21 protein-coding genes are annotated in these 24,166 nt (G+C 69.0%); 8 read left to right on the top strand and 13 right to left on the bottom strand.

The window, feature by feature from the left end; genetic code table 11:
* Positions 1 to 13: 13 nt before the first annotated feature.
* Both purH and purN read right to left on the bottom strand, forming a co-directional pair.
* Positions 14 to 1,570, bottom strand: coding sequence for a bifunctional phosphoribosylaminoimidazolecarboxamide formyltransferase/IMP cyclohydrolase (purH, locus tag Pflav_RS37360; protein WP_173041337.1), 1,557 nt, complete (start codon positions 1,568 to 1,570; stop codon positions 14 to 16).
* Positions 1,567 to 2,190, bottom strand: coding sequence for a phosphoribosylglycinamide formyltransferase (purN, locus tag Pflav_RS37355; RefSeq protein WP_173041336.1), 624 nt, complete (start codon positions 2,188 to 2,190; stop codon positions 1,567 to 1,569). Before purN ends, purH begins: the two co-directional genes overlap by 4 nt.
* A gap of 106 nt (positions 2,191 to 2,296) precedes the next feature.
* Between purN and Pflav_RS37350 the strand changes: the two genes are divergently transcribed.
* Together Pflav_RS37350 and Pflav_RS37345 are read left to right on the top strand one after the other, a co-directional pair.
* A complete protein-coding gene (locus tag Pflav_RS37350) occupies positions 2,297 to 2,911 on the top strand; it encodes a DUF4190 domain-containing protein (RefSeq protein ID WP_173041335.1) in 615 nt (204 codons plus the stop codon).
* Between the two features lie 118 nt (positions 2,912 to 3,029).
* On the top strand, positions 3,030 to 3,269 hold the full coding sequence (locus Pflav_RS37345) for a hypothetical protein (RefSeq protein WP_173041334.1): 240 nt from the start codon (positions 3,030 to 3,032) through the stop codon (positions 3,267 to 3,269).
* 51 nt (positions 3,270 to 3,320) lie between these two features.
* Here the strand turns inward: Pflav_RS37345 and Pflav_RS37340 are convergent, their stop codons facing one another.
* On the bottom strand, positions 3,321 to 4,622 hold the full coding sequence (locus tag Pflav_RS37340; RefSeq protein ID WP_173041333.1) for a cell division protein PerM: 1,302 nt from the start codon (positions 4,620 to 4,622) through the stop codon (positions 3,321 to 3,323).
* 152 nt (positions 4,623 to 4,774) lie between these two features.
* On the opposite strand from Pflav_RS37340, the gene Pflav_RS37335 reads away from it, so the two are divergent.
* A complete protein-coding gene (locus Pflav_RS37335) occupies positions 4,775 to 5,011 on the top strand; it encodes a hypothetical protein (RefSeq protein ID WP_173041332.1) in 237 nt (78 codons plus the stop codon).
* 54 nt (positions 5,012 to 5,065) lie between these two features.
* Here Pflav_RS37335 and sucD read toward each other — a convergent pair whose 3' ends face one another.
* Both sucD and sucC read right to left on the bottom strand, forming a co-directional pair.
* The gene (sucD, locus tag Pflav_RS37330) at positions 5,066 to 5,959 is read right to left on the bottom strand and encodes a succinate--CoA ligase subunit alpha (protein ID WP_173041331.1); all 894 of its coding nucleotides are present in this window, start codon (positions 5,957 to 5,959) and stop codon (positions 5,066 to 5,068) included.
* A 2-nt stretch (positions 5,960 to 5,961) separates the two neighbouring features.
* Positions 5,962 to 7,140 carry an ADP-forming succinate--CoA ligase subunit beta gene (gene sucC / locus Pflav_RS37325; RefSeq protein WP_173041330.1) on the bottom strand — a complete coding sequence of 393 codons (1,179 nt, stop codon included), beginning with the start codon at positions 7,138 to 7,140 and terminating at the stop codon, positions 5,962 to 5,964.
* Positions 7,141 to 8,084: 944 nt separating this feature from the next.
* On the opposite strand from sucC, the gene Pflav_RS37320 reads away from it, so the two are divergent.
* Entirely contained in the window at positions 8,085 to 8,792 is a 708-nt protein-coding gene (locus Pflav_RS37320; RefSeq protein WP_173041329.1) for a M23 family metallopeptidase, read from the top strand.
* A 268-nt stretch (positions 8,793 to 9,060) separates the two neighbouring features.
* On the top strand, positions 9,061 to 9,843 hold the full coding sequence (locus Pflav_RS37315) for a M23 family metallopeptidase (protein WP_232072358.1): 783 nt from the start codon (positions 9,061 to 9,063) through the stop codon (positions 9,841 to 9,843).
* 131 nt (positions 9,844 to 9,974) lie between these two features.
* Here the strand turns inward: Pflav_RS37315 and pcrA are convergent, their stop codons facing one another.
* A complete protein-coding gene (gene pcrA / locus Pflav_RS37310; protein ID WP_173041328.1) occupies positions 9,975 to 12,398 on the bottom strand; it encodes a DNA helicase PcrA in 2,424 nt (807 codons plus the stop codon).
* A 225-nt stretch (positions 12,399 to 12,623) separates the two neighbouring features.
* On the opposite strand from pcrA, the gene Pflav_RS37305 reads away from it, so the two are divergent.
* Complete coding sequence (locus Pflav_RS37305) at positions 12,624 to 14,489, top strand: bifunctional metallophosphatase/5'-nucleotidase (protein ID WP_173041327.1); 1,866 nt, start codon at positions 12,624 to 12,626, stop codon at positions 14,487 to 14,489.
* A 237-nt stretch (positions 14,490 to 14,726) separates the two neighbouring features.
* Positions 14,727 to 15,041, top strand: coding sequence for a chorismate mutase (locus Pflav_RS37300; RefSeq protein ID WP_173041326.1), 315 nt, complete (start codon positions 14,727 to 14,729; stop codon positions 15,039 to 15,041).
* Between the two features lie 60 nt (positions 15,042 to 15,101).
* Here the strand turns inward: Pflav_RS37300 and Pflav_RS37295 are convergent, their stop codons facing one another.
* The 5 genes from Pflav_RS37295 to Pflav_RS37275 form a co-directional block, all read right to left on the bottom strand.
* The gene (locus tag Pflav_RS37295; RefSeq protein WP_173041325.1) at positions 15,102 to 16,148 is read right to left on the bottom strand and encodes an ABC transporter ATP-binding protein; all 1,047 of its coding nucleotides are present in this window, start codon (positions 16,146 to 16,148) and stop codon (positions 15,102 to 15,104) included.
* Positions 16,141 to 17,178, bottom strand: coding sequence for an ABC transporter ATP-binding protein (locus Pflav_RS37290; protein ID WP_173041324.1), 1,038 nt, complete (start codon positions 17,176 to 17,178; stop codon positions 16,141 to 16,143). The genes Pflav_RS37295 and Pflav_RS37290 overlap by 8 nt, the downstream gene beginning before the upstream one ends.
* Before the next feature lie 9 nt (positions 17,179 to 17,187).
* Positions 17,188 to 18,183 (bottom strand): ABC transporter permease, encoded by a 996-nt coding sequence (locus tag Pflav_RS37285; protein ID WP_173041323.1) that lies wholly within the window; start codon positions 18,181 to 18,183, stop codon positions 17,188 to 17,190.
* Positions 18,176 to 19,102 (bottom strand): ABC transporter permease, encoded by a 927-nt coding sequence (locus tag Pflav_RS37280; protein ID WP_173041322.1) that lies wholly within the window; start codon positions 19,100 to 19,102, stop codon positions 18,176 to 18,178. The genes Pflav_RS37285 and Pflav_RS37280 overlap by 8 nt, the downstream gene beginning before the upstream one ends.
* A 149-nt stretch (positions 19,103 to 19,251) precedes the next feature.
* Entirely contained in the window at positions 19,252 to 20,910 is a 1,659-nt protein-coding gene (locus Pflav_RS37275; RefSeq protein WP_173041321.1) for a peptide ABC transporter substrate-binding protein, read from the bottom strand.
* Positions 20,911 to 21,358: 448 nt separating this feature from the next.
* Here Pflav_RS37275 and Pflav_RS37270 point away from each other — a divergent pair, with 448 nt between their 5' ends.
* On the top strand, positions 21,359 to 22,096 hold the full coding sequence (locus Pflav_RS37270) for a PIG-L deacetylase family protein (RefSeq protein ID WP_173041320.1): 738 nt from the start codon (positions 21,359 to 21,361) through the stop codon (positions 22,094 to 22,096).
* Between the two features lie 6 nt (positions 22,097 to 22,102).
* Here Pflav_RS37270 and Pflav_RS37265 read toward each other — a convergent pair whose 3' ends face one another.
* Both Pflav_RS37265 and Pflav_RS37260 read right to left on the bottom strand, forming a co-directional pair.
* Positions 22,103 to 22,771: a response regulator gene (locus Pflav_RS37265; RefSeq protein ID WP_173041319.1), complete on the bottom strand. Its 669-nt coding sequence runs from the start codon at positions 22,769 to 22,771 to the stop codon at positions 22,103 to 22,105.
* A complete protein-coding gene (locus Pflav_RS37260) occupies positions 22,768 to 24,057 on the bottom strand; it encodes a PspC domain-containing protein (RefSeq protein WP_232072786.1) in 1,290 nt (429 codons plus the stop codon). The genes Pflav_RS37265 and Pflav_RS37260 overlap by 4 nt, the downstream gene beginning before the upstream one ends.
* Between the last annotated feature and the right edge of the window lie 109 nt (positions 24,058 to 24,166).

Below are 24,166 nucleotides of genomic sequence, written 5' to 3'. Positions count from 1 at the left end.
TTGTCGTGAACGGTCAGTGGAAGAAGTGGCGCGTCCCGGTGAAGTACATGGTCATGCCGGCCGCGTTCGCCGCGGCGATGACTTCTTCGTCGCGCACCGAGCCACCCGGCTGTACGACCGCGCGGACGTCCGCCTCGGCAAGCACCTCAAGCCCGTCCGCAAACGGGAAGAACGCGTCCGAGGCCGCCACCGCGCCGGCTGCCCGGCCGCCGGAACGGGTCACCGCGAGCCGCGCGGAGTCGACCCGGTTGACCTGGCCCATGCCCACGCCGACGGTGGCGCCGTCGATGGCGATGAGGATGGCGTTCGACTTCACCGAGCGCACGGCCCGCCAGGCGAACGCGAGGTCGCGCAGGTCCTCGACCGGCTCGCCGGCCACGAGCCGCCAGGTGGCCGGGTCGTCGCCGGGCGCGTCGATGCGGTCGCCGATCTGGACCAGTGCGCCGCCGCCGACCAGCCGCCACTCCGCCGGCAGCGGCTGCCACGGCGGGGCGACGAGGATGCGCAGGTTCTTCTTGGCGGAGAGCACCTCGACCGCACCGTCCTCATAGGACGGGGCCACGATGACCTCGGTGAAGATCTCGGCCACCTGCTTGGCCATCTCCAGCGAGACCGGGCGGTTGACCGCGATCACGCCGCCGAACGCCGACACCGGGTCGCAGGCGTGCGCCTTGCGGTGCGCGTCGGCGACGTCGGCCGCGATCGCGATGCCGCACGGGTTGGCGTGCTTGATGATCGCCACCGCCGGGTCACCGAAGTCGTTCGCCGCGCGCCAGGCCGACTCGGCGTCGACGTAGTTGTTGTACGACATCTCCTTGCCGTGCAACTGCTCCGCCTGCGCCAACCCAGGCGGCGAGTCCGGGTTGAGGTAGAGGGCGGCCTGCTGGTGCGGGTTCTCCCCGTACCGCAGCACGTCTGCCCGGCGCAGCGCCAGCCCGGCGAAGGCCGGCCACCCGTCCGGGTCCGGGTCGAGCACGGCCGCGGTCCACTGGGCCACCGCGATGTCGTACTCCGCGATGTCCGCGAACGCGCGGGCTGCGAGGGACTTGCGCTGGGCGAGCGTGAAGCCGCCGCCGTCGAGGGCGTCCAGGATCATCGGGTACAGCGAAACGGACGTCACCACCGCGACCGATCCGTGGTTCTTGGCGGCCCCGCGCACCATCGCCGGCCCGCCGATGTCGATCTGCTCGACGCACTCTTCCTCGGTGGCACCCGAGTCGACCGTCTCCCGAAACGGGTAGAGGCTGGAGACCAGCAGGTCGAACGGGCGCACGCCGACCTCGGCCAGCTGGGCCTCGTGGGCCGGCAGCCGCAGGTCGGCCAGCAGCCCCGCGTGGATCGCCGGGTGGAGCGTCTTCACCCGGCCGTCGAGGGTCTCCGGGAAGCCGGTCACATCCTCCACCCGGGTCACCGGCACGCCCGCCGCCTCGATCGCCGCGGCGGTGGAGCCGGTGGATACAAGCTCGACACCCGCCCCGTGCAGGGCCTTGGCCAGCTCGGGCAGGCCGGTCTTGTCGTACACGCTGACGAGCGCGCGCCGAATCGGCCGCCGCCCCGCCTCCGGGCTCATGGAATCGAGACCTTTCTTCCGTTGATGGTCCAGCCCTCGCGGACCAGGCGGCCGACCGACTCGACCAGCTGGCGCCGCTCGGCCTCCTTGATCCGCTCGGTGAGCGTCTCTTCCGTGTCATCGGGCAGCACCGGCACCGCGACCTGGGCGATGATCGGCCCGGTGTCGACGCCGGCGTCCACGAAGAACAGGGTCGCGCCGGTCACCCGCACCCCATAGGCGAGCGCGTCGCGCGGGCCGTGCATCCCGGGGAACGCGGGGAGTAGCGAGTTGTGCGTATTGATATAGCGGTCGGCGAACGCCTCCAAGAACGCGGCGCCGACAAGCTTGAGGAAGCCCGCAGAGATCACCAGGTCGGGCTTGTGCTCGGCGACGTGCCTGGTCAGCGCGGCATCCCACGCCTCACGCGTCTCGTACCCACGGACGGAGTCGACGAAGGTCGGCACCCCCGCCGCGGCCGCCCGGTCGAGGCCGGCGATGCCGTCGCGATCGGCGCCCACCGCGACCACCCGCGCCCCGTACTCGGGGTCAGCGCTGGCGTCGAGCAGAGCCTGCAGATTGCTACCCGAGCCGGATACCAGGACCACGAGGCGAGCGGGTTGTGGGGCGCCTTCACGCACGTCGAGACCTTACCGGGACCTCGTGGAGTGGTGTTGACCAGGTACGCTGCCGGTCGCCGTGGGTCACCCGACTGGCGGACCCAGCACTCGTCACCAAGGAGCTCCGATGCAGCCCGGCTACCCAGGCCAGGACCCGTACGGCCAGCAGCCCCAGGATCCCAATGCGCAGCCACCTTACGGCCAGCCCCAGTACGGCCAGCCGCCCGCCCCTGGACAGCCGTATGGACAGCCGACGTCGGGACAGCCCTACGGCCAGCCGACCTCTGGACAGCCCTACGGTCAGCCGACGTCGGGCCAGCCCTATGGGCAGCCGACCTCGGGACAGCCGTACGGCCAGCCGTACCAGGACCCCTACGCCACGCCGCAGCAGCCGTCGTACCAGGACCCGTACGGGCAGCAGCCGCCGGCCTACCCCCAGGCGCCGGCCTACCCGGCCGGCGGCTACGGCGCGCCGCCCGCGGGGCAGAGCAACACGCAGGGCCTGCTCGCCATGATCTTCGGCATCGCCGCGATCCCGCTTGGCATCTGCTGCGGGTTCATCGGCGTCATCCTGGGCGTCGTGGGCGCGATCCTCGGCTTCCTGGGCCGCAACAAGGCCGACCAGGGCCTCGCCAACAACCGCAAGCAGGCTCAGACCGGCTTCATCTGCGGCATCATCGGCGCCGCTTGCGGCATCGTGAGCACCGCCCTGACCCTGATCTTCAACGTCAGTTACTACTAGCGATTCGCGTACTACTAGCGATTTGCGCGATCGACGGGCTTGACGTGCAAGTGATCAAACGCGAGCATCGTCCAGCTACGTTCGAAACAAGTTGGAAGAAATTGGGGAGGGACAGAAAGTGACGACACCATATCCGCCGCCGCCCGCCGCGCAGCCGGCCAACGACCGCACCACGCTCTGGGGTGTCCTGGGCATCGTCATCGGCCTGATCTGCTGCTGGCCCGCGGGCATCGTCTTCGGTGTGCTCGCGCTTCAGGAGGCGAAGAAGGCCGGCAAGCCGCCGACGCTGGCCTACATCGCGTTCGCGGCCAGCGCGCTCAACCTGATCGGTTCGATTATCTACTGGACCTCTCGCTGAGGGGCCTGGTAGTCGGGGCGCTCCGGGTGACCGGGGCGCCCCGGAGTGTTTTCAGGGGCCGGTGAACGCCCTCGTGCCCGCCGCACCGATCACCGCGCCCACGGCCACCACCACTGCTGACATCGCCACCACCTGCCAGGCGACCGGCCCGATCTCCGCCATCCGGCCGCCCCCGAGCGGGCCGCTGGAAACCAGCGCCGCGGCACCGAGCACCAGGCCGGCGACCGGCCCGGACACCGCAGCCGCACCGAGCACCGCCCGCCACCGGGCCGACGGGTTGGCCCGCAGCATGCGACGGGCGAGCAACCATCCAGCCGCCATACCGGCCACGACGGGGACGGCGAGCAGCGCGGCGCCGGCTCCGCCCATCGGCCCTTCCGGCAGCCCGGCGAGCAGCGGTACCGCGGGCAACGCGCCGACCGACACCTCGGTGGTACGCACAATCGTGTCGGTCCCGACCGCGAAGCCGGGGCCGAGCAGGTAGGCGGCGGACCAGACCGCGGCGTTCGGCGCGTACGCGACGCTGACCAGTGTGATGCCCGCCTGTCCGGTGACCCCGGTCCGGTACGCGCCCAGCGTGTCGCTCGCGTTGCCCGCGCCCAGCGCCACCGCCAACCCGGCCGCGCCGGCCCCGGCGCCGAGCACCAAGAACGCGGCCACCACGCCCGTGCGCAGCCCGTCGCGGAGCACGCGGGGCATCCGGCGGGCCATCAAGCGCAGCGCGCCGGTCGTGCGGAGCGCCCCGACAAGCGCGGCGGCCGCCCCGAACGCGGCGAGCGTCAGGCCGGCCCGGGGCGGTGAGGCCGAGACGCTCCCGGTGTTGAGGATGATCGCGGCGATCAGGCCGATCATCCCGTACCCGAGGCCGACCGTGCCCGCGACGGAGAGTGCCTGAGCCGGGGTACCGCGGTGACGCGCGCCGATGGCCCGGCTGACGTGGACGCCCGCACGGGAGATCCGCCACGCCGCGAACGCGGAGAGCGCAAGTGGGGCGAGGCCGAGCTGACCGGTGGGGGTGTCGAGCGGTACGCCGTGCCCGAGCAGCCAGCCGGCGAGGCCGAGGCGGGCCGCACCGGCCACCGAGCCGGTGTCTTCGGCGAACTGGGCCATGCCCAGGACTACGGCCACCGGAAGGTACGAGACAAAGGCGGCCCAGAGGGTCGCCACGCCGACGGCCACCGGGAGCGGGGCGCGGCGCGGTCGCCGGGTGGGGCGGCCAGGGCGGGCGGCGCGGGCCGGGCCGGAGCGCTGGCTGGGCAGCCGGACGGTTTCCTGCTCCCGGACCGTGATGCGCACAGTCTCCCTGTTGGCCGGGTTTTCCGGCGCAGGCTGGTCAGGGGTGGTGTCTGGCATCAGGCCCTACTCTGACACGCGTTGGCCCCCGCTCGATGGCGACACCACCGTCGATCATGGTGTTCTCGGGGCAATATGCGGGCGTTTCAGGATAATTTAGCCCGGAGGGCCGCGATCATCGGGGGTCGCGGACGTGACCCGCGGAGATCAGCATGAGCGAGCCTTACCCGCCACCCGCGGCTGCCCCGTCCAACGACCGCACGACGCTCTGGGGCGTACTCGGCATCGTCATCGGCCTGATCTGCTGCTGGCCGCTCGGCCTCGTCTTCGCGTACCTGTCCTTCCGCGACGCGCGCAGGGCGGGCAGGCAGCCGACGCTGGCGTACATCGCGTTCGTCTGCTGTGCGATCGGCATCGTCTGGAACATCGTCTACGCCTTCCGACGCTGACAAAGACGAAAGGGCTCTCCTCGCGGAGAGCCCTTTTCGTACCGACTTGCTGGGCTAGCTCATCAGCTCGCGCATGAGGCGAGCGGTCTCGCTCGGGGTCTTGCCGACCTTGACGCCGGCGGCCTCCAGCGCCACCTTCTTGGCGTCGGCGGTACCGGCCGAGCCGGAGATGATCGCGCCCGCGTGGCCCATGGTCTTGCCGGGCGGCGCGGTGAAGCCGGCGATGTAGCCGACCACCGGCTTGGTCACGTTGGCCTTGATGAACTCGGCCGCCCGCTCCTCGGCGTCGCCGCCGATCTCACCGATCATCACGATCGCGTCGGTGTCGGGGTCCTCCTGGAACGCGGCGAGCGCGTCGATGTGCGTCGTGCCGATCACCGGGTCGCCACCGATACCGACGCAGGTGGAGAAGCCGATGTCGCGCAGCTCGTACATCAACTGGTAGGTGAGCGTGCCGCTCTTGCTCACCAGGCCGATGCGGCCGGCGCCGCTGATGTCGGCCGGGATGATGCCCGCGTTGGAGGCGCCCGGCGAGGCGATGCCGGGGCAGTTCGGCCCGACGATCCGCGTCTTCTGGCCCTTCGACACGTTGTACGCCCAGAACGCCGCCGTGTCGTGCACCGGGATGCCCTCGGTGATCACCACGGCGAGCGGGATCTCGGCGTCGATCGCCTCGATGACCGCGGCCTTGGCGAACGCCGGCGGCACGAAGATCACCGAGACGTCCGCGCCGGTCTCCTTCATGGCGTCGGCCACGGTCGCGAAGACGGGCAGCGCGGTGCCGCCGTTAAGGTCCTCGAAGACGACCTGCTGGCCGGCCTTGCGCGGGTTGACCCCACCCACGACGTGGGTACCCGCGACGAGCATCCGGCGGGTGTGCTTGGAGCCCTCGGAACCGGTGATTCCCTGGACGATGACCTTCGAGTCCTTGGTCAGCCAGATTGCCATGATCAGACTCCTGCCGCGGCGAGCTCGGCGGCGCGCTTGGCCGCCCCATCCATAGTGTCCACCCGTTCGACCAGGGGGTTGGCCGCTCCGTCGAGGATGGCCCGGCCGGCCTCAGCGTTGTTGCCGTCGAGCCGTACAACCAGCGGCTTCGTCACCTTCTCGCCGCGCTGATCGAGCAGGGCGAGCGCCTGCACGATGCCGTTGGCCACCTCGTCGCACGCGGTGATGCCGCCGAACACGTTGACGAACACGCTCTTCACGCTCGGGTCGGAGAGCACGATCTCCAGGCCGTTGGCCATGACCGCCGCGCTCGCGCCGCCGCCGATGTCGAGGAAGTTGGCCGGCTTGACACCGCCTACCGCCTCACCCGCGTACGCCACGACGTCGAGCGTGGACATGACGAGGCCCGCGCCGTTGCCGATGATGCCGACCTCGCCGTCGAGCTTGACGTAGTTGAGGTCCTTTTCCTTGGCGCGCTGCTCCAGCGGGTCGATCGAGGCCTGGTCGACAAGCTCCTCGTGCTCCGGGTGGCGGAAGTCGGCGTTGGCGTCGAACGTCACCTTCGCGTCGAGGCAGAGCACCTGGCCGCCCTTGACCTTGGCCAGCGGGTTGACCTCGACAAGCGTCGCGTCCTCGGAGACGAACGTCTTCCAGAGCTTCACCGCGATGTCGGCCACCTGGTCGGCCACGTCCGCAGGGAAGCCCGCCTGGGCCACGATCTCGCGGGCCTTGGCCTCGTCGACGCCCACATTCGCGTCGATCGCGACCTTGGCGACCTTGTCCGGCGCCTCCTCGGCGACCTGCTCGATCTCCATGCCGCCGGCCACGCTGGCGATGCAGAGGAAGGTGCGGTTCGCGCGGTCGAGCAGGTAGGAGAAGTAGTACTCCTCCTCGATGTCCGCGGTCACCGTAATCATGACCTTGTGGACCGTGTGACCCTTGATGTCCATGCCGAGGATGTCCGTGGCGCGGGCCACCGACTCCTCGGGGTTATCGGCGAGCTTGACCCCGCCGGCCTTGCCCCGGCCCCCGACCTTCACCTGGGCCTTGACGACCACGCGTCCGCCAAGGCGCTCGGCGATCGCGCGGGCCTCCTCCGGGGTCGTGGCGACGCCACCGGCCAACACGGGCAGCCCGTGCCGGTCGAACAAGTCGCGCCCCTGGTACTCGTACAGGTCCACGTAGCACCCTCAGCGTGAGAAAGCGGTTGACGCCTGTCATCGGAAATAAACAGGCCATTGGCCGCAGCCTAGCGACAGGCGTACGCCTAGCAACCGAACGGGTGACCGGTGTGCGGTACTACACACCGGTGGCTCAGGTGGCCGGTAGCCGGCCGCCGGAGCAGTGGGCGACCGCCGCGATGATCTCCGCTTCGGGGGCCCTGGACGCAGGTGGGTCGCGTCATGATCCAGAGCCCGACCGGGCCGATCGCGAGCACCGGGCCGCCGGAGGCGAGCAGCACCAATCTTTTTGCGACGGTTGCGTAACCCCCCGTGTAGGGGGTCGTTGATTCAAGTGTCTGAGCGATACAGCAACGACGAAGACGGCCGATGCCCTGTCGGTCGAGGGGTGGCGGCGGGGCATCGTGCATAGAGGGGCCGGACGTGTGAGGGGTGCGTCCGGCCTCTCCCTTTTGCTGTTCGTACATTATGGAGCACCAATAACAACGGTGCGTAGTGCGATCCCACTGATTGCGTAATGTTCGCCCAATGCTGGCGTCCGGAATGATGCCGCCACACCAGAGCGGACGGTAATCGCATCGACGCGGAGAGGAAGCGTCAGGGCCTGCCGCAGCTCCCCACGGGCGCCATGGACCGTCCTTTAAGGAGATCAAGCATTTACCGCTGTTGAACAGGTCACATGACTATCAGTACGATTCGATGTGACTGAACGCTACTAACGAGTGGGCACACAAATAGTAACGAATTCCGGCATTCCACAACGGACAGCTCAAGGTTCTGTAGGGAATTTGCCTGTTCGGCTTGTAACACGCCTATCGGCTTCGTTACCGTGTCCAACGGTTGTCATCCCGGCCCCCACGGGACGACAGCGCGGCGACCGAGCGTTCACCCCCTCATTTGAGACGCTCGTCAGCCGCCAGCCTGACGGATACCGGAGGATGTGCGTGCGCCAGCGCTTGTCGTCTGAGCCCGACCGCTATCGCGGTCGACGGCGCGTCCCCACACCCCCGCGCAGCCGCTACGCGGCAGTTGTCACCACCGCGTTCGTCGGCGCTGGGATTGTCGCGCTCGGTGCGGGCGCGATGCCGGACGCGAAGACGGTCGACCCGTCGGCGATCGCCGACCTGGACCAGGCCTCGACCCAGCAGGATCTCGCCGAGCGCGCGGAGGATGCCAATCGGGCGTCCCGCGACGGGCGGTCCGACACCGCGGCGGCCTCCGACGAGGTTTGGCTGCTCCCGCTGCACGGCTACGAGTTCACTTCGGCCTACGGGATGCGCTGGGGCCAGCTGCACGCTGGCGTCGACCTGGCCGCTCCCGAGGGCACGCCCTACCGCGCGGTGCACGCCGGCACGGTGAAGCTCGCCGGTTACTACGGCGGCTATGGCAACGCGGTGATCATCGACCACGGCAACGGCATCGAGACCATCTACGGCCACTCGTCGCAGGTCGCGGTCAAGGCGGGCCAGCAGGTGAAGGCCGGAGACACGCTCGGATACGTGGGCAGCACCGGCCATGCGTATGGCAACCACCTGCACCTTGAGGTGCATGTCAATGGCGAGCCTCGCGACCCGATCCCGTGGTTCCGCGACCGCGGAGCGGACATCAAGCTCGAAGTCGAGGCAATTGCCCCCGATGTAGCCGCTTCCTGACCCAGCGTATTGTCCTTCCGACCGCCCGTGCCTCCCGGCATGGGCGGTTTTTTCATGCCCCTGACCAGGCAAAGTTTCCCTGGTCACAGCAGCAGGTGTGACCGACGCCACACACGGGCCTAGTGGCGCTACCGGGTGGTAGTCGGCAAATACGGGCAAAGCAGCTCGCTCTCCAGCGAATCCCCGTCGATGGCTCCTCACACCCCTACCCGTGGTGAACGGCCGGCAAACAAACATTTGCGGGTCCGACGAACCACGGAGGTCCCCCGTGCAGAGCACGTCCCCCCACGCACCGGCCCACTCCCGCCGCCGCCGCGGTCGTGCGGTCATCCGGCACCGGGTACGCACTCGGCTCAGCGGTCGCGCCCGCTTCGTCGTACCCGCCGCGGTCCTGCTCATCGGCCTGCCTGTAGCCGCCATCTCCGCGGCGATGAACGGCGGCGAGCCGGACCCGGCGGCCACGCTCGCGGTCGCCGCCGGTCAGGAGGCACGGGCCGACACGGCCGACCGCGCGGACCGGGCCGAGCGCCCGCCGCCCCCGTCGCCCTCGGCCTCGGCGTCGAGCCAGGCGCCCGCCAAGGCCGCGGCCCCGGAGACAGCGAAGAAGCAGGAAGCGGCGCCGGCCCCGAAGCCCACGACCGCCAAGCCCGCGGCCGCCTGGGTCATCCCGATAGCGGGGGCCGCGATCACGTCATGCTTCGGGCAGCGGTGGGGCGTACTGCACGCGGGCATCGACCTCGCCGCCGACGAGGGCACCCCGATCCACGCCGCCGCCAGCGGTACCGTCCTGGACGCCGGCTGGGTCTACTCCGGATACGGCATCTCGGTGATGATCGACCACGGCGGCGGCGTACAGACCCACTACGCCCACCAGTCGCGTACCGTCGTGCAGCCCGGCCAGAAGGTCGAGGCCGGCGAGGTCATCGGCTACGAGGGCTCCACCGGCGACTCGACCGGCCCGCACCTGCACTTCGAGGTGCACATGGGCCTGTGGAACCAGATCAACCCGGCCCCGTTCATGCGCGAACGCGGCGTAGACCTCGGCTGCTGAGATGCGGTGCTGGGTTCGAGGGGCAGGGCTCGCCCTGCCCCTCGAACCCGAAGCGGGAGAGTCGCGGAGGGTGAAGCCGCGGGAGCAGCGGTCCGGACCACGACGGACGCCGCGGTAGCTCAGATCTCTTTCTAGAGCCTTTCGATCGGGGCGTGCCGGAGCACGATCCACATGACCTGGTCGCCGAAGTCGACCTTTGCCTGGGCTCGGGCGCCGTAGCCCTCGACCTCGACAACGCGCCCCATGCCATACCGCTGATGGTTGATGCGGTCGCCGGCACTGACGCTCGGGACCTGCGGTAGGTCGCTGGCCGTGGCGAGCTTGGCCCCGTCGACGCCGAGCCGCTCGGCCAGCCGGGCGGCCTTGGCGGTGCCGCCGGTGAAGGTGCCCCGGCTCGTCCCGGACGCGGACGACCGGCCGCCGATGCCCCCGCCGGTGCCGGACCACGACGTATAGGCCGCGTCGGTGCGCTCCCACCGCACAAGCTCGCCCGGAAGCTCGGCGAGGAAGCGGGAGGCCGGGTTGTACTGCGGCTGTCCCCACGCTCCCCGCGTCATCGCGCGGGAGATATATAGGCGCTGGCGGGCGCGGGTGATGCCCACATACGCCAAGCGGCGCTCCTCCTCCAGCTCGTGCGTGTCGCCCAGCGAGCGCAGGTGGGGGAAGACGCCATCCTCGAGGCCGGTCAGGAACACCACCGGAAACTCCAGGCCCTTGGCGGTGTGCAGCGTCATCAGCGTGACCACGCCCTGGTGGTCGGGGTCGTCGGAGGGCACCTGGTCGGCGTCGGCAACGAGCGCCACCTGCTCCAGGAAGCCGGCCATCGTGGCACCCTCGCCGCCCTCCTCCGCCTGGGCCTCGGCGCGCTCGGTGTACTCCCGGGCGACGCTCACCAGCTCCTGGAGGTTTTCCACCCGTCCGGCGTCCTGCGGGTCGAGGCTCTCCTCCAGCTCGGCCAAGTAGCCCGAGCGCTGTAGAACCGCCTCCAGCACCTCTTCGGGTGGGGCGGTCTCGGCGAGCTCGCGCACGGTGTCGAGCAGCGCGACGAAGTCGGCGATGCCGTTGGCCGCGCGGGTGGAGATGCCCGGTGCCTCCGAGGCGCGGCGCAGCGCGGCGCCGAACGAGATGCGCTCGCGGCTGGACAGCGCCTCGACACACGCCTCGGCCCGGTCGCCGATCCCGCGCCGCGGCGTGTTGAGGATCCGCCGGATGCTCACCGTGTCGTCGTCGTTGACAACCGCCCGCAGGTACGCCAGCGCGTCCCGGACCTCCTTGCGCTCATAGAAGCGCACGCCGCCGACCACCTTGTACGGCAGGCCGACCCGGATGAACACTTCCTCGAACACGCGGGACTGCGCGTTGGTGCGGTAGAACACCGCGACGTCGCCGGGGCGGGCCTCGCTGGCGTCGCAGAGGCGGTCGATCTCGCGGGCCACCCAGTCGGCCTCGGCGTGCTCGGTGTCCGCCACATACCCGACGATCTGCTCACCCTGCCCCTGCTCGCTCCAGAGGCGCTTGGGCTTGCGGGAGCTGTTTCGGTCGATGACCGCGTTGGCCGCATTGAGGATCGTCTGGGTGGAGCGGTAATTCTGCTCCAGGAGGATCGTGCGCGCGTCGGTGAAGTCCCGCTCGAACTCCAGGATGTTGCGGATCGTGGCGCCGCGGAACGCGTAGATCGACTGGTCGGCGTCACCGACCACGCAGAGCTCGGCCGGCTCCAGCCCGGGGGTACCGGAAACCAGCTCTTTGATCAGCACGTACTGCGCGTGGTTTGTGTCCTGGTACTCGTCGACGAGCACGTGCCGGAACCGCCGCCGATAGGTCTCCGCCACGTGCGGGTGCGACTGGAGCAAGTGGACGGTGGTCATGATGAGGTCGTCGAAGTCCAGCGCGTGGGCCTCCTTGAGGCGTCGCTGGTACAACGTGTACGCCTCGGAGATCGCCCGCTCGGCCGGCCCCTTGGCGCGCTCGGCGAAGCTATCCGGGTCGATCAGCTCGTTTTTCAGGTTGGAGACCTGGTGAGCGAGGCCGCGGGCCGGGTAGCGCTTCGGGTCGAGGTCGAGCTCGCGCGCCACCATCTGCATCAGCCGCCGCGAGTCGTCCGCGTCGTAGATGGAGAACGTCGACTTCAGCCCAGCGTGCTCGTGCTCCGCCCGCAGGATGCGCACGCAGGCGGAGTGGAATGTCGACACCCACATCAGCCGGGCCCGGCTCCCGACCAGCGCGGCCACCCGCTCCTTCATCTCGCCGGCGGCCTTGTTGGTGAACGTGATCGCGATGATCTGGCCGGGATGCACGTCACGCGCGGCCAGCAGATATGCGATCCGGTTGGTGAGCACGCGGGTCTTGCCCGAGCCCGCGCCCGCCACGATCAACAGCGGCGAGCCGGCGTGCACCACGGCATCGCGCTGCGGCCCGTTGAGCCCTTCCAGCAGCTTTTCCGGGTCGAGCCGGGGCCGCCGGGGCCGCTTGGGCTGCGCCTCTGGCTCCTGAGCGGCGGCATCGCCGCCCTCCGCCGGGGCGTCTGTCTGAGGGGTGTCGAAGAGAGCATGCATCGCGCACTGAGTCTATGCCGGGGGTCCGTCGTTTCCGGGGCACTCGGGACCGCGTCGCCACCCGCGAGAGCGCCCAATCCGGCCAAGTTGGGAGGTCAGGACCTGGTCGCGCGCCGTATGGCCACTTAACCGTCACCGGCCAGATCTGGTGTGATCATGCCCTGACGAGAAACATGACCTCTGTTGTTCTCGCACATGCGCATATGCACATTAGGGAGAGACACTATGACCCCACCGCGCTCGCGCGGCTGGGCGGTGCTGCGTAACCTCGCCGTACCCGCCCTCGCGCTGGCCGTTGTCGCAACCGTGCCGTTCAGTTCTCCCGACTCCGCCGAGTCCGACCAGGCGGCCGCCGCCTGGACCCCGATGTCTCCGGTCTCGGTGTCGTACGAGCTGGGCGCTCACGGCAAGGGCAACCGCACCGCCAAGGGCAACCTGCTGGGCTTCAACGACTTCCACGGCGCCATCGACCCGCCCACCGGCAGCGGTGGCCTGGTCAACGGCACCCCCGCCGGTGGCGTGGAGTACCTGACCACCTGGGTGAAGAAGCTCCGCTCCGAGGCCAAGTCCGAGCGGCGTGAGTCGATCACCGTGGGCGCTGGCGACCTGGTCGGCGCGACGCCGCTGGTCAGCGCGGCGTTCCACGACGAGCCCTCGATCGAGCTGCTCAACAACGCCGGCCTCCAGATCAGCTCGGTCGGTAACCACGAGTTCGACGAGGGTACGACCGAGCTACAGCGCCTCCTGCGCGGCGGCTGCCACCCGGTGGACGGCTGCCAGGACGGCGACGGCTTCAAGGGCGCCAAGTTCAACTACCTCGCCGCCAACGTGGTGAAGAAGAACACCGGCCTGCCGCTGCTGCTCCCGGTCGACATCCGGATCGTCGACGGCGTGCCGGTCGGCTTCGTCGGCATGACCCTCAAGGGCACGCCCTCGATCGTCAACCCGGCGGGCATCTCGACCGTCGACTTCCGCGACGAGGTCGAGACCGCGAACAAGTGGGCCACGCTGCTCCGCTTCGTCGGCGTGAAGTCGATGGTGCTGCTGATCCACGAGGGTGGCGCGCAGTCCGCTCCGCCCAACCCGCAGCCGGTCGACGGGTGCGCCAACTTCGCCGGCCCGATCACCAACATCGTGGCGGGGCTGCGTCCGGAGTTCGGCATCGTGGTCTCCGGCCACACCCACCGCTTCTACTCGTGTCAGCTGCCCAACTCCTCGGGCGCCCCGACGGTCGTGACCAGCGCCGGCAGCAACGGCGTGCTCGTCACCGACATCGACTTCACGCTGGACAAGCGCAGCGGCCGGTTCGCCGAGATTGCCGCGCGCAACGTCATCGTGGAGAACGGCGTCCGCAACCCGGACGGTAGCTGGCAGACCGACGCGGGCGGCGTGCCGGTGCGCAACCCGCAGCTCGTGGACAAGGGCGCCAAGAAGATCGCCGACAAGTACCGCACGGCGGTCGCCCCGATCGCCAACAAGGTGGTCGGCAAGATCACGGCGGATCTGACCAACGCCAACAACGCCGCTGGCGAGAGCTCGCTCGGTGACGTGATCGCCGACGCGCAGCTCGCCTACACGACCAGCGCCGGTGCCCAGATCGCCCTGATGAATCCGGGCGGCATCCGGGCTCCGATGACGTTCGCCAACTCGCCCGGTGGCGAGGCGCCCGGCGACGTCACGTACGGCGAGTGCTTCACGGTCCAGCCGTTCAACAACCTGGTGGTCACCCAGACGCTCACGGGTGCGCTGCTCAAGGAGGTGCTGGAGCAGCAGTTCGTCGGGTTCGGCGGGCAGACGGTCCAGCGCATCCTTCAGGTCTCGGCTGGCTTTACGTACTCGTACAACTCGACCGCGGCGGCCGGCTCCAAGGTGAGCAACCTGGCGCTCAACGGCACGCCGATCGACCCGGCCGCCACGTACCGCGTCACCACGAACGACTTCCTGGCCAACGGTGGTGACGGGTTCACCCGCCTCACCAGCGGCACGGACCGGGGCACCGCGCCCGGGTTCGACATCGACGCGCTCGTGTCGTACCTGGGCGCCGCTCCGGTGTCGCCCGGCCCGCAGAACCGCATCACGAAGACCGCCTGAAATCCGGTAGGAGGGGCCTCGCAAGCGCGGGGTCCCTCCTTGCACCCCACCCGGAGCCGCTGGCATACTTCACCGCGTGATCCAGCAGGTGCGGCGTTACTTTAGCTACGGCTCCGGGAGTCCGGCAGCCGTAGGTCGCGCCTGATCACTAGACCTACAAAAGCCCCGGGCTCCTGGAGCCCGGGGCTTTTGCGCTCTGGACTCCAGGTGACCGGACGAAAACCCAGGGAGTACCCGATGGCCACCGACGTGGCGGAACAGCCCGGCACCCCGGCGAGCAGCGACGATACGGGCACGAACGCCCCAGACGCGGCGGAAAGCATCCTCGCCATGCGCGAGCGCATCGACGAGATCGACAACGCGCTGATCGCGCTCTGGCAGGAGCGGGCCAGCCTCTCCCAGCAGGTGGGCGCCACCCGTCTCGCCTCCGGCGGCACGAGGCTCGTGCTGTCCCGCGAGCGGGAGATCGTCGAGCGCTTCCGCTCCGCTCTGGGCGCCGACGGCACCCAGCTGGCCCTCTTGATCCTCCGAGCCGGGCGCGGGCCGCTGTAGGGCAGGCGCCCTGGGGCAGACGCCGCTGCGCGCGGTCGCCTGCCCCCAGAGACCAAACCCCTAGAGCGTCCGGGTGGGCAGGTCGGTCAGGTCGCCCGCCTCGTGCGAGACCACGATCTCCCGCTTTTCCGCGAAGTGGCAGGCGCTCGGGTGGTCGGAACTGCTGCGGACCTCCAGCAGCGGCACCTCGCGGGAGCAGATCTCCTGGGCCTTCCAGCAGCGCGTACGGAAGCGGCAGCCGGACGGCGGGTTGGTCGGGCTCGGCACGTCGCCGGTCAGGCGGATGATCGCCTTGTTCTTCCGGCTATTCGGGTCGGGCACCGGCACGGCGGAGAGCAGCGCCTGCGTGTACGGGTGGGTGGGCCGCTCGTAGATCTCGTCCTCGGTGCCGATCTCGACGATCTTCCCGAGGTACATCACCGCGACGCGGTCGGAGAGGTGACGGACCACCGACAGGTCGTGCGCGATGAAGATATACGACAGGCCGAACTCGTCCTGGAGCTTCTCCAGCAGGTTCATCACCTGGGCCTGGATCGACACGTCCAGGGCGCTCACCGGCTCGTCACAGACGATGACCTCGGGCCGGAGCGCCAGCGCGCGGGCGATGCCGATGCGCTGCCGCTGGCCGCCGGAGAACTGGTGCGGGTAGCGGTTGATGTGCTCGGGGTTGAGACCGACCACCTCGAGCAGCTCCTGCACCTTCCGCCGCCGGCTGTCCTTGGGAGCCACATCCGGGTGGATCTCGAATGGCTCGCCGATCAGGTCACCCACGGTCATGCGGGGGTTGAGCGACGTGTACGGGTCCTGCATCACCAGCTGGATGTTGCGGCGCAGCTTGCGCAGGCCGCCCGCGCGTAGCTTGTAGATGTCCTGGCCCTTGTAGTGCACGCTGCCGCTCGTCGGGTGCTCCAGGTGCATCAGCACCTTGGCCAGCGTCGACTTGCCGCAGCCCGACTCGCCCACGACACCGAGCGTCTCGCCCTTGTGCAGGTCGAACGAGACGCCGTCGACCGCCTGGACGTGCCCGACCGTCTTCTTGAACACCACTCCGCGGTTGACCGGGTAGTACTTGACCAGGTCGCGGACCTCGAGGATTGACTCAGTCACGTTTCACAAGCTCCTCGGCGAAGTGGCAGGCGCTGGCCCGGGTCGGCCCGAGCTGGAGCAGCGGCGGCACCTTCTCGGGGCAGATGGGCTGCGCCATGGGGCAGCGCGGGTGGAACGGGCAGCCGGACGGGATCTTCAGCAGGCTCGGCGGGAGACCGCGGATGGTCCGGAGCTGCTGCCCCTTCTCGTCGATGCGCGGGATCGACTCCAGCAACCCGATGGTGTACGGGTGCGCTGGATTCGCGTACAGCTCGTGGACGTTCGCCTCTTCGACGATGCGGCCCGCGTACATGACCGCGATCCGGTCCGCCACGTCTGCCACGACGCCGAGGTCGTGGGTGATGAGGATCAGGCCCATCTGCCGCTCGCGCTGGAGATCGGCGAGCAGGTCCATGATCTGGGCCTGCACCGTCACATCGAGCGCGGTGGTGGGCTCGTCCGCGATAAGCACCTCGGGGTCGAGCGCCAGCGACATCGCGATCATCACGCGCTGCCGCATACCGCCGGAGAACTGGTGCGGGTACTCGTTGATCCGCTGCTTCGCATTCGGGATCTGGACCTGGTCGAGCATCTCGGCAGCGCGGATCTTGGAGTCACGCCGGCTCATGCCCCGGCGGACCCGGAACTGCTCGGCGATCTGGAATCCGACCGTGAAGACCGGGTTGAGCGCCGACAGCGCGTCCTGGAACACCATCGCGATGCCCTCGCCCCGGATGCGGCGCCGCTCCTCGCTGGACATCTGGAGCATGTCCTTGTCGTGGAAGCGGATCTGGCCGCCGGTGACGAACCCGGGCGGGGTGTCGAGGATACCCATGATGGTCTGGGCCGTCACGCTCTTGCCCGACCCGGACTCGCCGAGCACGGCGAGCGTCTCGCCGGCGTCGACGTGGTAGGTGACGCCGTTGATGACCTTGGCGACACCATCCCGGGTGCGGAACTCCACGCGGAGGTCCTCGACCTCGAGGAGGCGGCCGCTCGGCCGACCCTCGCGCGCCGTCTCAGGCTGGTCGGCTACGTAGACGTTTGACAACGATGTCTCCTACCGCAGCTTCGGGTCGAGTGCCTCGCGGACCGCCTCGCCGAGCATCACGAAGCTCAGCACGGCGACGACGAGGAACGCAGAGGGGAACAGCAGCCAGTTCGGCCTGACCCGGATGTACTGCTGAGAGTCACTGATCATGACGCCCCACGACACGACCGGCGACTGGAGACCCACGCCGAGGAAGGAGAGCGTGGCCTCCGCGCCGATGTACGCACCGATGAGGATCGTGGAGTAGACCAGCACCGGGGCGAGGCAGTTGGGGATCAGGTGCTTGAAGATGATCCGGGCATTGCTCGCGCCCAGCGCGCGGGCAGCCACCACGTAGTCCGCCTGTTTGGCCGCGAGCACGCTGGATCTCATAATCCGCATCGCCACCGGCCAGGTCAGCAGGCAGAGCGCCACGATGACCAGGCCCATGATCTTCCACTCGTTGGAGCCGGCGCCCTTCGGGTTGAACGTGAAGAGGATGACGATCGCGCCCAGCACGAACGGGATCCCGAAGAACACGTCGGCGAGCCGGGAAAGCAGCGCGTCGACCCAGCCGCCCCAGAAGCCGGCGAGCACACCCACCGTCGCCCCGAGCAGCACGGTGCCGATCGTGGCGCTCACCGCGACGATGATCGAGGCACGGGCGCCATAGATCACCCGCGCGAAGATGTCCCGCGCCTGGATGTCGGTGCCAAACCAGGCGTCGCCGCTCGGGCCCTCGAGGCTGCGACTCAGGCCGGTACCAACGGGGTCGGTGGGGCTGTGGCTGGTGAAGATGAACGGGAAAGCGGCCATCAGAACGAAGAGCATGATGAACGACGCCGAGATCCAGAACAGCGGCTTGCGGCGCAGGTCGTACCAGGCGTCACCGAGCAGGCCACGGGGCTTGTCCTTCTGGCCCGGGGAAAGGCCGGTGCTGGTGCCAAGGGGGGCGGCGCCGGCGACGACGTCAGGATGCTCCGGGGGCTGGGTGGTGACCAGGGAGCGAGATGTCGGGTCACTCATAGCGGATCCTCGGGTCGAGTGCGGCGTAGAGCAGGTCGACCAGGAGGTTCATCAACAGGTAGACCATCACCAGGACGACCACGATGCCGACAACGGTCGCGCTCTCCTTGGTAACGATAGCCCGGTAAACCTCCCGACCGATTCCATTGATACTGAAGATCCCCTCGGTCACGATCGCACCGCCCATCAGGGAGCCCAGGTCGGTACCGAGGAACGTGATCACCGGAATCAGCGAGTTGCGGAGCAGGTGGACCCCGACCACTCGGCGCTGCGGCAGGCCCTTGGCGACCGCTGTGCGCACGTAGTCGGAGCGTGAGTTTTCCGCGATGCTCGTACGGGTCAACCGGGCCACGTACGCCATCGAGATGCTGGCCAGCACGAACCCCGGGACGAGGTAGTCCCAGAACGGGGCGCCCTCGGCGACCGTTGGATCGATGATCCTGAACTGGGTGCCGAGCACGAACTGCAGCAGGAAGCCACTGACGAAGGTCGGGATCGCCAGCAGGAAGAGCGTGGAGACCAGGACGAGGTTGTCCAGGAAGCCGTTGCGCCGCAGACCGGTGAGGATGCCCGCGGTGAGGCCGATGACGCCCTCGATCAGCAGACCCATCAGGGCCAGCTTCAGTGTGTTCGGGTACGCCTGGGCGATGATCTCGCTGATCTCGCGGCCGCCGAAGGTCTGGCCGAAGTCGCCCGTCAGCAGGTGACCCATGTAGTAGACGTACTGGACCGGCCAGGGGTCGTCCAGGTGGTACTTCTCGGTCATGAACTGGACGTACGAGTCCGGGCAAGCCCGCTCGCCGCACTTGCCGGCGAAGGGGTCTCCCGGGACGGCCCAAACCAGCGCGTAAATCAACAGCGTCGCCCCGAAGAAGACGGGGATGAGCTGGAGTAGCCGTCTCAAGACATAACGGCCCATGGGTCCTCCAGACGGGGCGTCCTGTTTGACGCCTGGACAGGGTGGGGGCGACGCACGAGGGGTGGCCGCACGTCACCTGGTGGAAAACCCCAGGGGGTCCGGCCTACCGGTGATGGTAGGCCGGACCCTGAGGTGTTGATAGCGGTGGATCAGACGAGTTCGACCGTGGAGAGGTCGATCGAGCCGACCCAGTTGGTCTTCACGCTGGGGGCGATCCGGTTCGAGATACCGGACTGCTGCGTGACCGAGACGATCGGGATCGACGGCACCTCGGCGTCGACGATCTTGATGGCCTCGGCGAACTTCGCCTCGGCGGCCTTCTCGTCAGCCAGCCGCGAGCCCTCCTGGTAGAGCGCGTCGACCTGCGGGTTGCTGTACGAACCGTCGTTCGAGCTGGCGCCCGTCACGTACAGCGGGCCGAGCCAGTTCTCGCCGTTCGGGTAGTCGGCCTGCCAGCCGGCGCGGTACGGGCCGGTCATCTTCTTGCCGTCGATGTTCTGCCGGAAGACCGCGAAGGTCGGCATACCCTCGGCGCGCACCTTGATGCCCAGCGTGGTCGCGACGCTGTTGGCCGCGGCCTCCACCCAGTCCTTGTGGCTGGCGTCGGCGTTGTAGTAGATCACCATCTCGCCCTCGAAGCCACCGGCGGCCTGAAGCGCAGCCTTGGCAGCCTCGGGGTCGTACTTGCAGGTCGTGCAGTCGAAGCCGGTGGCACCCGGGGTGCCCGGCGCGGCCCAGCTGGTGGCCGGCTTGCGGGTGTTGAAGAAGATCTTCGACGCGATCTCTTCCCGGTTGATCGACAGCGACACCGCACGACGCAGGTCCTTGTTCTGGTACCGCTTGTCGTAGATCGGGAACGCGATGATCTGCATAACCGGGATGTCCACGGTCAGGCCGCGGGCACCCAGGTCGGCCTTCCACTTCTCGCCGGCGAGCGAGGAGGACGGCACCTGCTGCTGGAAGTCGAGCTGGTTGGCCACCAGCTCGGCGTAGGCCGCGGTGTCCTCCTGGTACAGCTTGACCGTGACGTCCTTGATCTTGACCTTGTCGTCAAGGGTGTAGTCGTCGAAGCGGGTCAGCTTGATCTCGACGTTGTCCGTCCACGAGACGAACTTGACCGGGCCGTTGCCGACCGGCTTCTTGCCCCACTCGTTCTTGTCAGCCGCGGCGAAGAACGAGTCCGGCATCGGGAAGTACGCGCTGTAGCCGAGCTTGACCGGGAAGATCGAGTTGGGCGCGGCGAGCTTGACCGTGAAGGTGTAGTCGTCCACGACCGCCAGACCAGACATCTTGTCGGTCGTCGGCTTCGGGGCCTTCTGCGGGCCCTCCTCGCCGTCCGGGTCCTCGGTGTGGACGGCCTCGTAGCCATCGATGTCACTGAAGAAGCTGGCCTGCTGCTGGCCGTTCTCCGAGTAGGCGGTGAAGTTCCAGGCGTCGACGAAGTTCTTCGCCTTGACCTCGGTACCGTCGTGGAACTTGATGCCCTTCTTGATCTTGACCGTGTAGGTCTGGGCATCCGTCGTACCGATGTCCTCGGCCACCGCGTTGACCGGGTCGCCACCACCCGCCGGGTAGTTGATCAGACCGGTCCACATGAAGTCGAGGACGTCACCGCCACCGGTCTCGCTGGTTGCGCTCGGCAGCAGCGGGTTCGCCGGCTGCGTGCCGTCGATGGTGATAGCGCCATTCGCGGTCTTGTCCGCGTTGCCGCTGTTTTCCTCGGTGTCATCTCCGCCGCCGCAGCCTGCCGCGACGAGTGCGACAGCCGCGATTGCGGCTACCGCGCTCGCACGCTTCGAGACTCTCATTTCTCAGGGCCTCCCTTGAGTGGTTCGCTGTCGTTCCTCAGTTTTTTCGCACAGCTACGGGTCGGTGCCGCCCGACAGCTCCGCGGCGTCACTGCCATGGGGGCTATCGCCTGGCACTCGCGATGACCTGGCAGTTTGTTGATCCGCTGAGATCGGTCGTCACCACCGCCGACGCGCGGAACGCCAGGGAGGCTACTGAATCGCGGACAGCCTTGGGTGCGGCGTCTGCGTGCATGACCATGCCTCCTGGGCGCTGGTGCGGGGCGGGTGAGGTGCTGACACTGTGACACCGTGCGCCCGCCATCGTGAAGGAGCGTTATCAAGCCGATATTCTGCCGGGACGCGGTCGATACTGTGTAAAGATCATGTTTCGCCATGATCATTTGGCTCTGACCAGGAGCTTTTCGGACGAACGGCCGACGCCCGCTCCGTCGTACCATCGGTTGTTGTGACGTTCCCAGCCTCAGCTCCAGCACTCTCCGACGTCCAGCGTGTACTAGCCGTGTTCGCGCACCCAGACGATATCGACTTCGGCTCCGCAGGCACGGTAGCCGGTTGGGTGGACGCCGGCATCGATGTGGCGTACGTCATCGTGACGCGGGGCGATGCCGGTGGATTCGACGACACGCCACGGGAGCAAATCCCCATAATCCGGGAGCGCGAGCAGCGCGCGGCGGCCGCCGCCATCGGGGTCAAGCAGGTTGATTTCCTCGACGGGTACCGGGACGGTCAGCTCACGCCGAGCTTCGAGCTGCGCCGCGACATCACCGCCGCGATCCGCCGCTTCCGGCCGGACCGCATCCTCACCAGCAGCCCGCTGCGCCGGTGGGAGCGGCTGACCGGCCCGAGCCACCCGGACCACCTCGCGGTCGGCGAGGCCACCACGTGCGCGATCTACCCGGACGCGCGCAACCCGTTCGCCCACCCCGAGCTGCTGGAGGCGGGGCTGGAGCCGTGGGTGGTGCGAGAGGTCTGGTACGCCGGCGGTCCCAACCCGGATCACGCCGTGGACATCACGGAGGCGCACCCCCGCCAGCTGGCGGCACTGCGCGCGCACGTCTCCCAGACCGCGCACCTGGACCTGGAGGGTGGCTGGCTCCGCGACCGGCTGGTCGCGGTGGCCGAGGCGGCCGGGCTGCCTCCAGGGCGGCTGGCCGAGTCGTTCACGGTCCTACGGACTGAGTGACGCGGTCTATACGAGGCGGCGGTCGGCGGCCCAGCGGGACAGCTCGTAGCGGTTGGACATCTGGAGCTTGCGCAGCACGTTCGACACGTGGGTCTCCACCGTCTTGATGGAGATGAAGAGCTCCTTGGCGATCTCCTTGTACGCATACCCCCGGGCGAGCAGCCGCAGCACCTCGCGCTCACGGTTGGTGAGCTGGTCGAGCTCGGGGTCGGCCACCGGCGCGTCCGGGCGCGCGGCGAACGCGTCGAGCACGAACCCGGCCAGCCGCGGGCTGAACACCGCGTCGCCGTCGGCGACCCGGCGGATCGCCGCGGCCAACTCGTCCGGCGAGATGGTCTTGGTGACGTAGCCCCGGGCGCCGGCCCGGATCAGGCCGATCACATCCTCGGCCGCGTCGGAGACGGAGAGGGCGAGGAACCGGACCTGCGGGTGGCTGCGGCGCATCGCGTCGAGCACGGCCCGGCCGCCGCCGTCCGGCATGTGCACGTCGAGCAGCACCACGTCCGGCTCCATTGAGGCGATCCGCGAGATCGCCTCGGCCACCGTGCTCGCCTCACCGACCACGTCGACGTGCACGCCCAACTCGGCGCGGACGCCGGCCCGGAACATCGCGTGGTCGTCGACGAGGAACACCCTCAGCCGCCGCTGCTCGGCCTGCTCGGTCTGGTCGGTCATGGTGCGTCCTTCCCACTGGAGACGCTCTCCCGGCTTGTTGTCGGCAGGAACAAGCGCACCTCGGTGCCATCGCCGGGCTCGCTGATGATCTGCGCGCGCCCGCCGTGTCGCTGCATCCGCCCGATGATGGAGCCGCGGACGCCATGCCGATGATCCTCCACCGTGGAGGGGTCGAAGCCGGCGCCCCGGTCGCGTACGAAGACGCTCAGCTGGTCGGGCTCGACCTCCGCGTAGAGGGAGACGGTCTGCACCTTGGCGTGGCGGGCCGCGTTGACGAGCGCCTCGCGGGCCGCGGCCACCAACGCGCCGACCCGCTCGTCGGTGTCCCGGTCGCCCACCACGACCGTCTCCACGCTGATCGCATACGTATCCTCGACCTCGGCCGCCACCTGCTCCAGCGCGGCGGCGAACCGCTCGGTGGGCGAGGCGATCGGCTTGTACAGCCAGTTGCGCAGGCTCCGCTCCTGACCTCGGGCGAGCCGCTGCACTGCCTTGACGTCCGCGGCATTGCGCTGGATGAGCGCGAGCGTGTGCAGCACCTGGTCGTGCACCATCGCGGCCAGCTCGGCCCGCTCCGTCTCCCGGATGCGCCCCTCACGCTCGGCGCGCAGCTGGTTGTACGTACGCCACAGCACCGGGCCGGCCACCACCGCCACGCCGGCGAGACCCACGAGCGCGAAGATGATGCCGTTGATGACCGCGCCGAAGTTTTCTGCCGGGGAGTAGACGGCGACGACGCCGATGATGCCGACCGAGACGAGCACGCCGCCGCCGATGAAGCGGAGCAGGAACGCTCGCCGGTCGCTCTCGTCGACCACCGCGCCCAGCCACGGCACGCGGGGCAGCGTCTCGCTCCACTGGCGGCGCCGCTCCGGGTCGGACTCGTGCCAGATGATGCCGGCGCCGACCGCGATGATCGCGACAAGCCAGCCGGCCAGGCCGGTGACGCCGAGCGCGCCGAAGCCGAACGCGAGAGTCTGCACCAGGATGAGGCCCAGCCCGATCGCGATGAACGGGAGCAGGTGCATGAAGTTTCGCCGGGGTGGCTCCTGGGCCGAGCCGGCCTGGAGCGGCAGCACCGCCCAGAACGCCGCGTAGAGGAGCATCCCCAGGCCGCTGAGCGGGAGCAGGACCACGAACGCGATACGCACGCGCACCACGGGGATGCCCAGGTGGCGCGCGATGCCCGAAGCAACGCCCGCCACCACGCGCTGGTCGCGGGAACGGGTGAGGCGGGGCTGCTGGGTCCCGACGGTGACGATCGCTCTACTCCTTCGCGCTCGAATCCTGCTCACCGATCGTCACACGAGTTACGTCCCCTTGCCACGGGGACGCCCCGGACATTCGCCGCGGAGATCTCAGGGTGGGGTCAGGGTTGGTGCCTGAGGCTGTTCG

Origin of the sequence: Phytohabitans flavus (assembly GCF_011764545.1) — a bacterium.
GTDB lineage: Bacteria > Actinomycetota > Actinomycetes > Mycobacteriales > Micromonosporaceae > Phytohabitans > Phytohabitans flavus.
The sequence above is the reverse complement of the archived record's forward strand: the minus strand, read 5'-3'. Positions and strand labels throughout refer to the sequence as shown.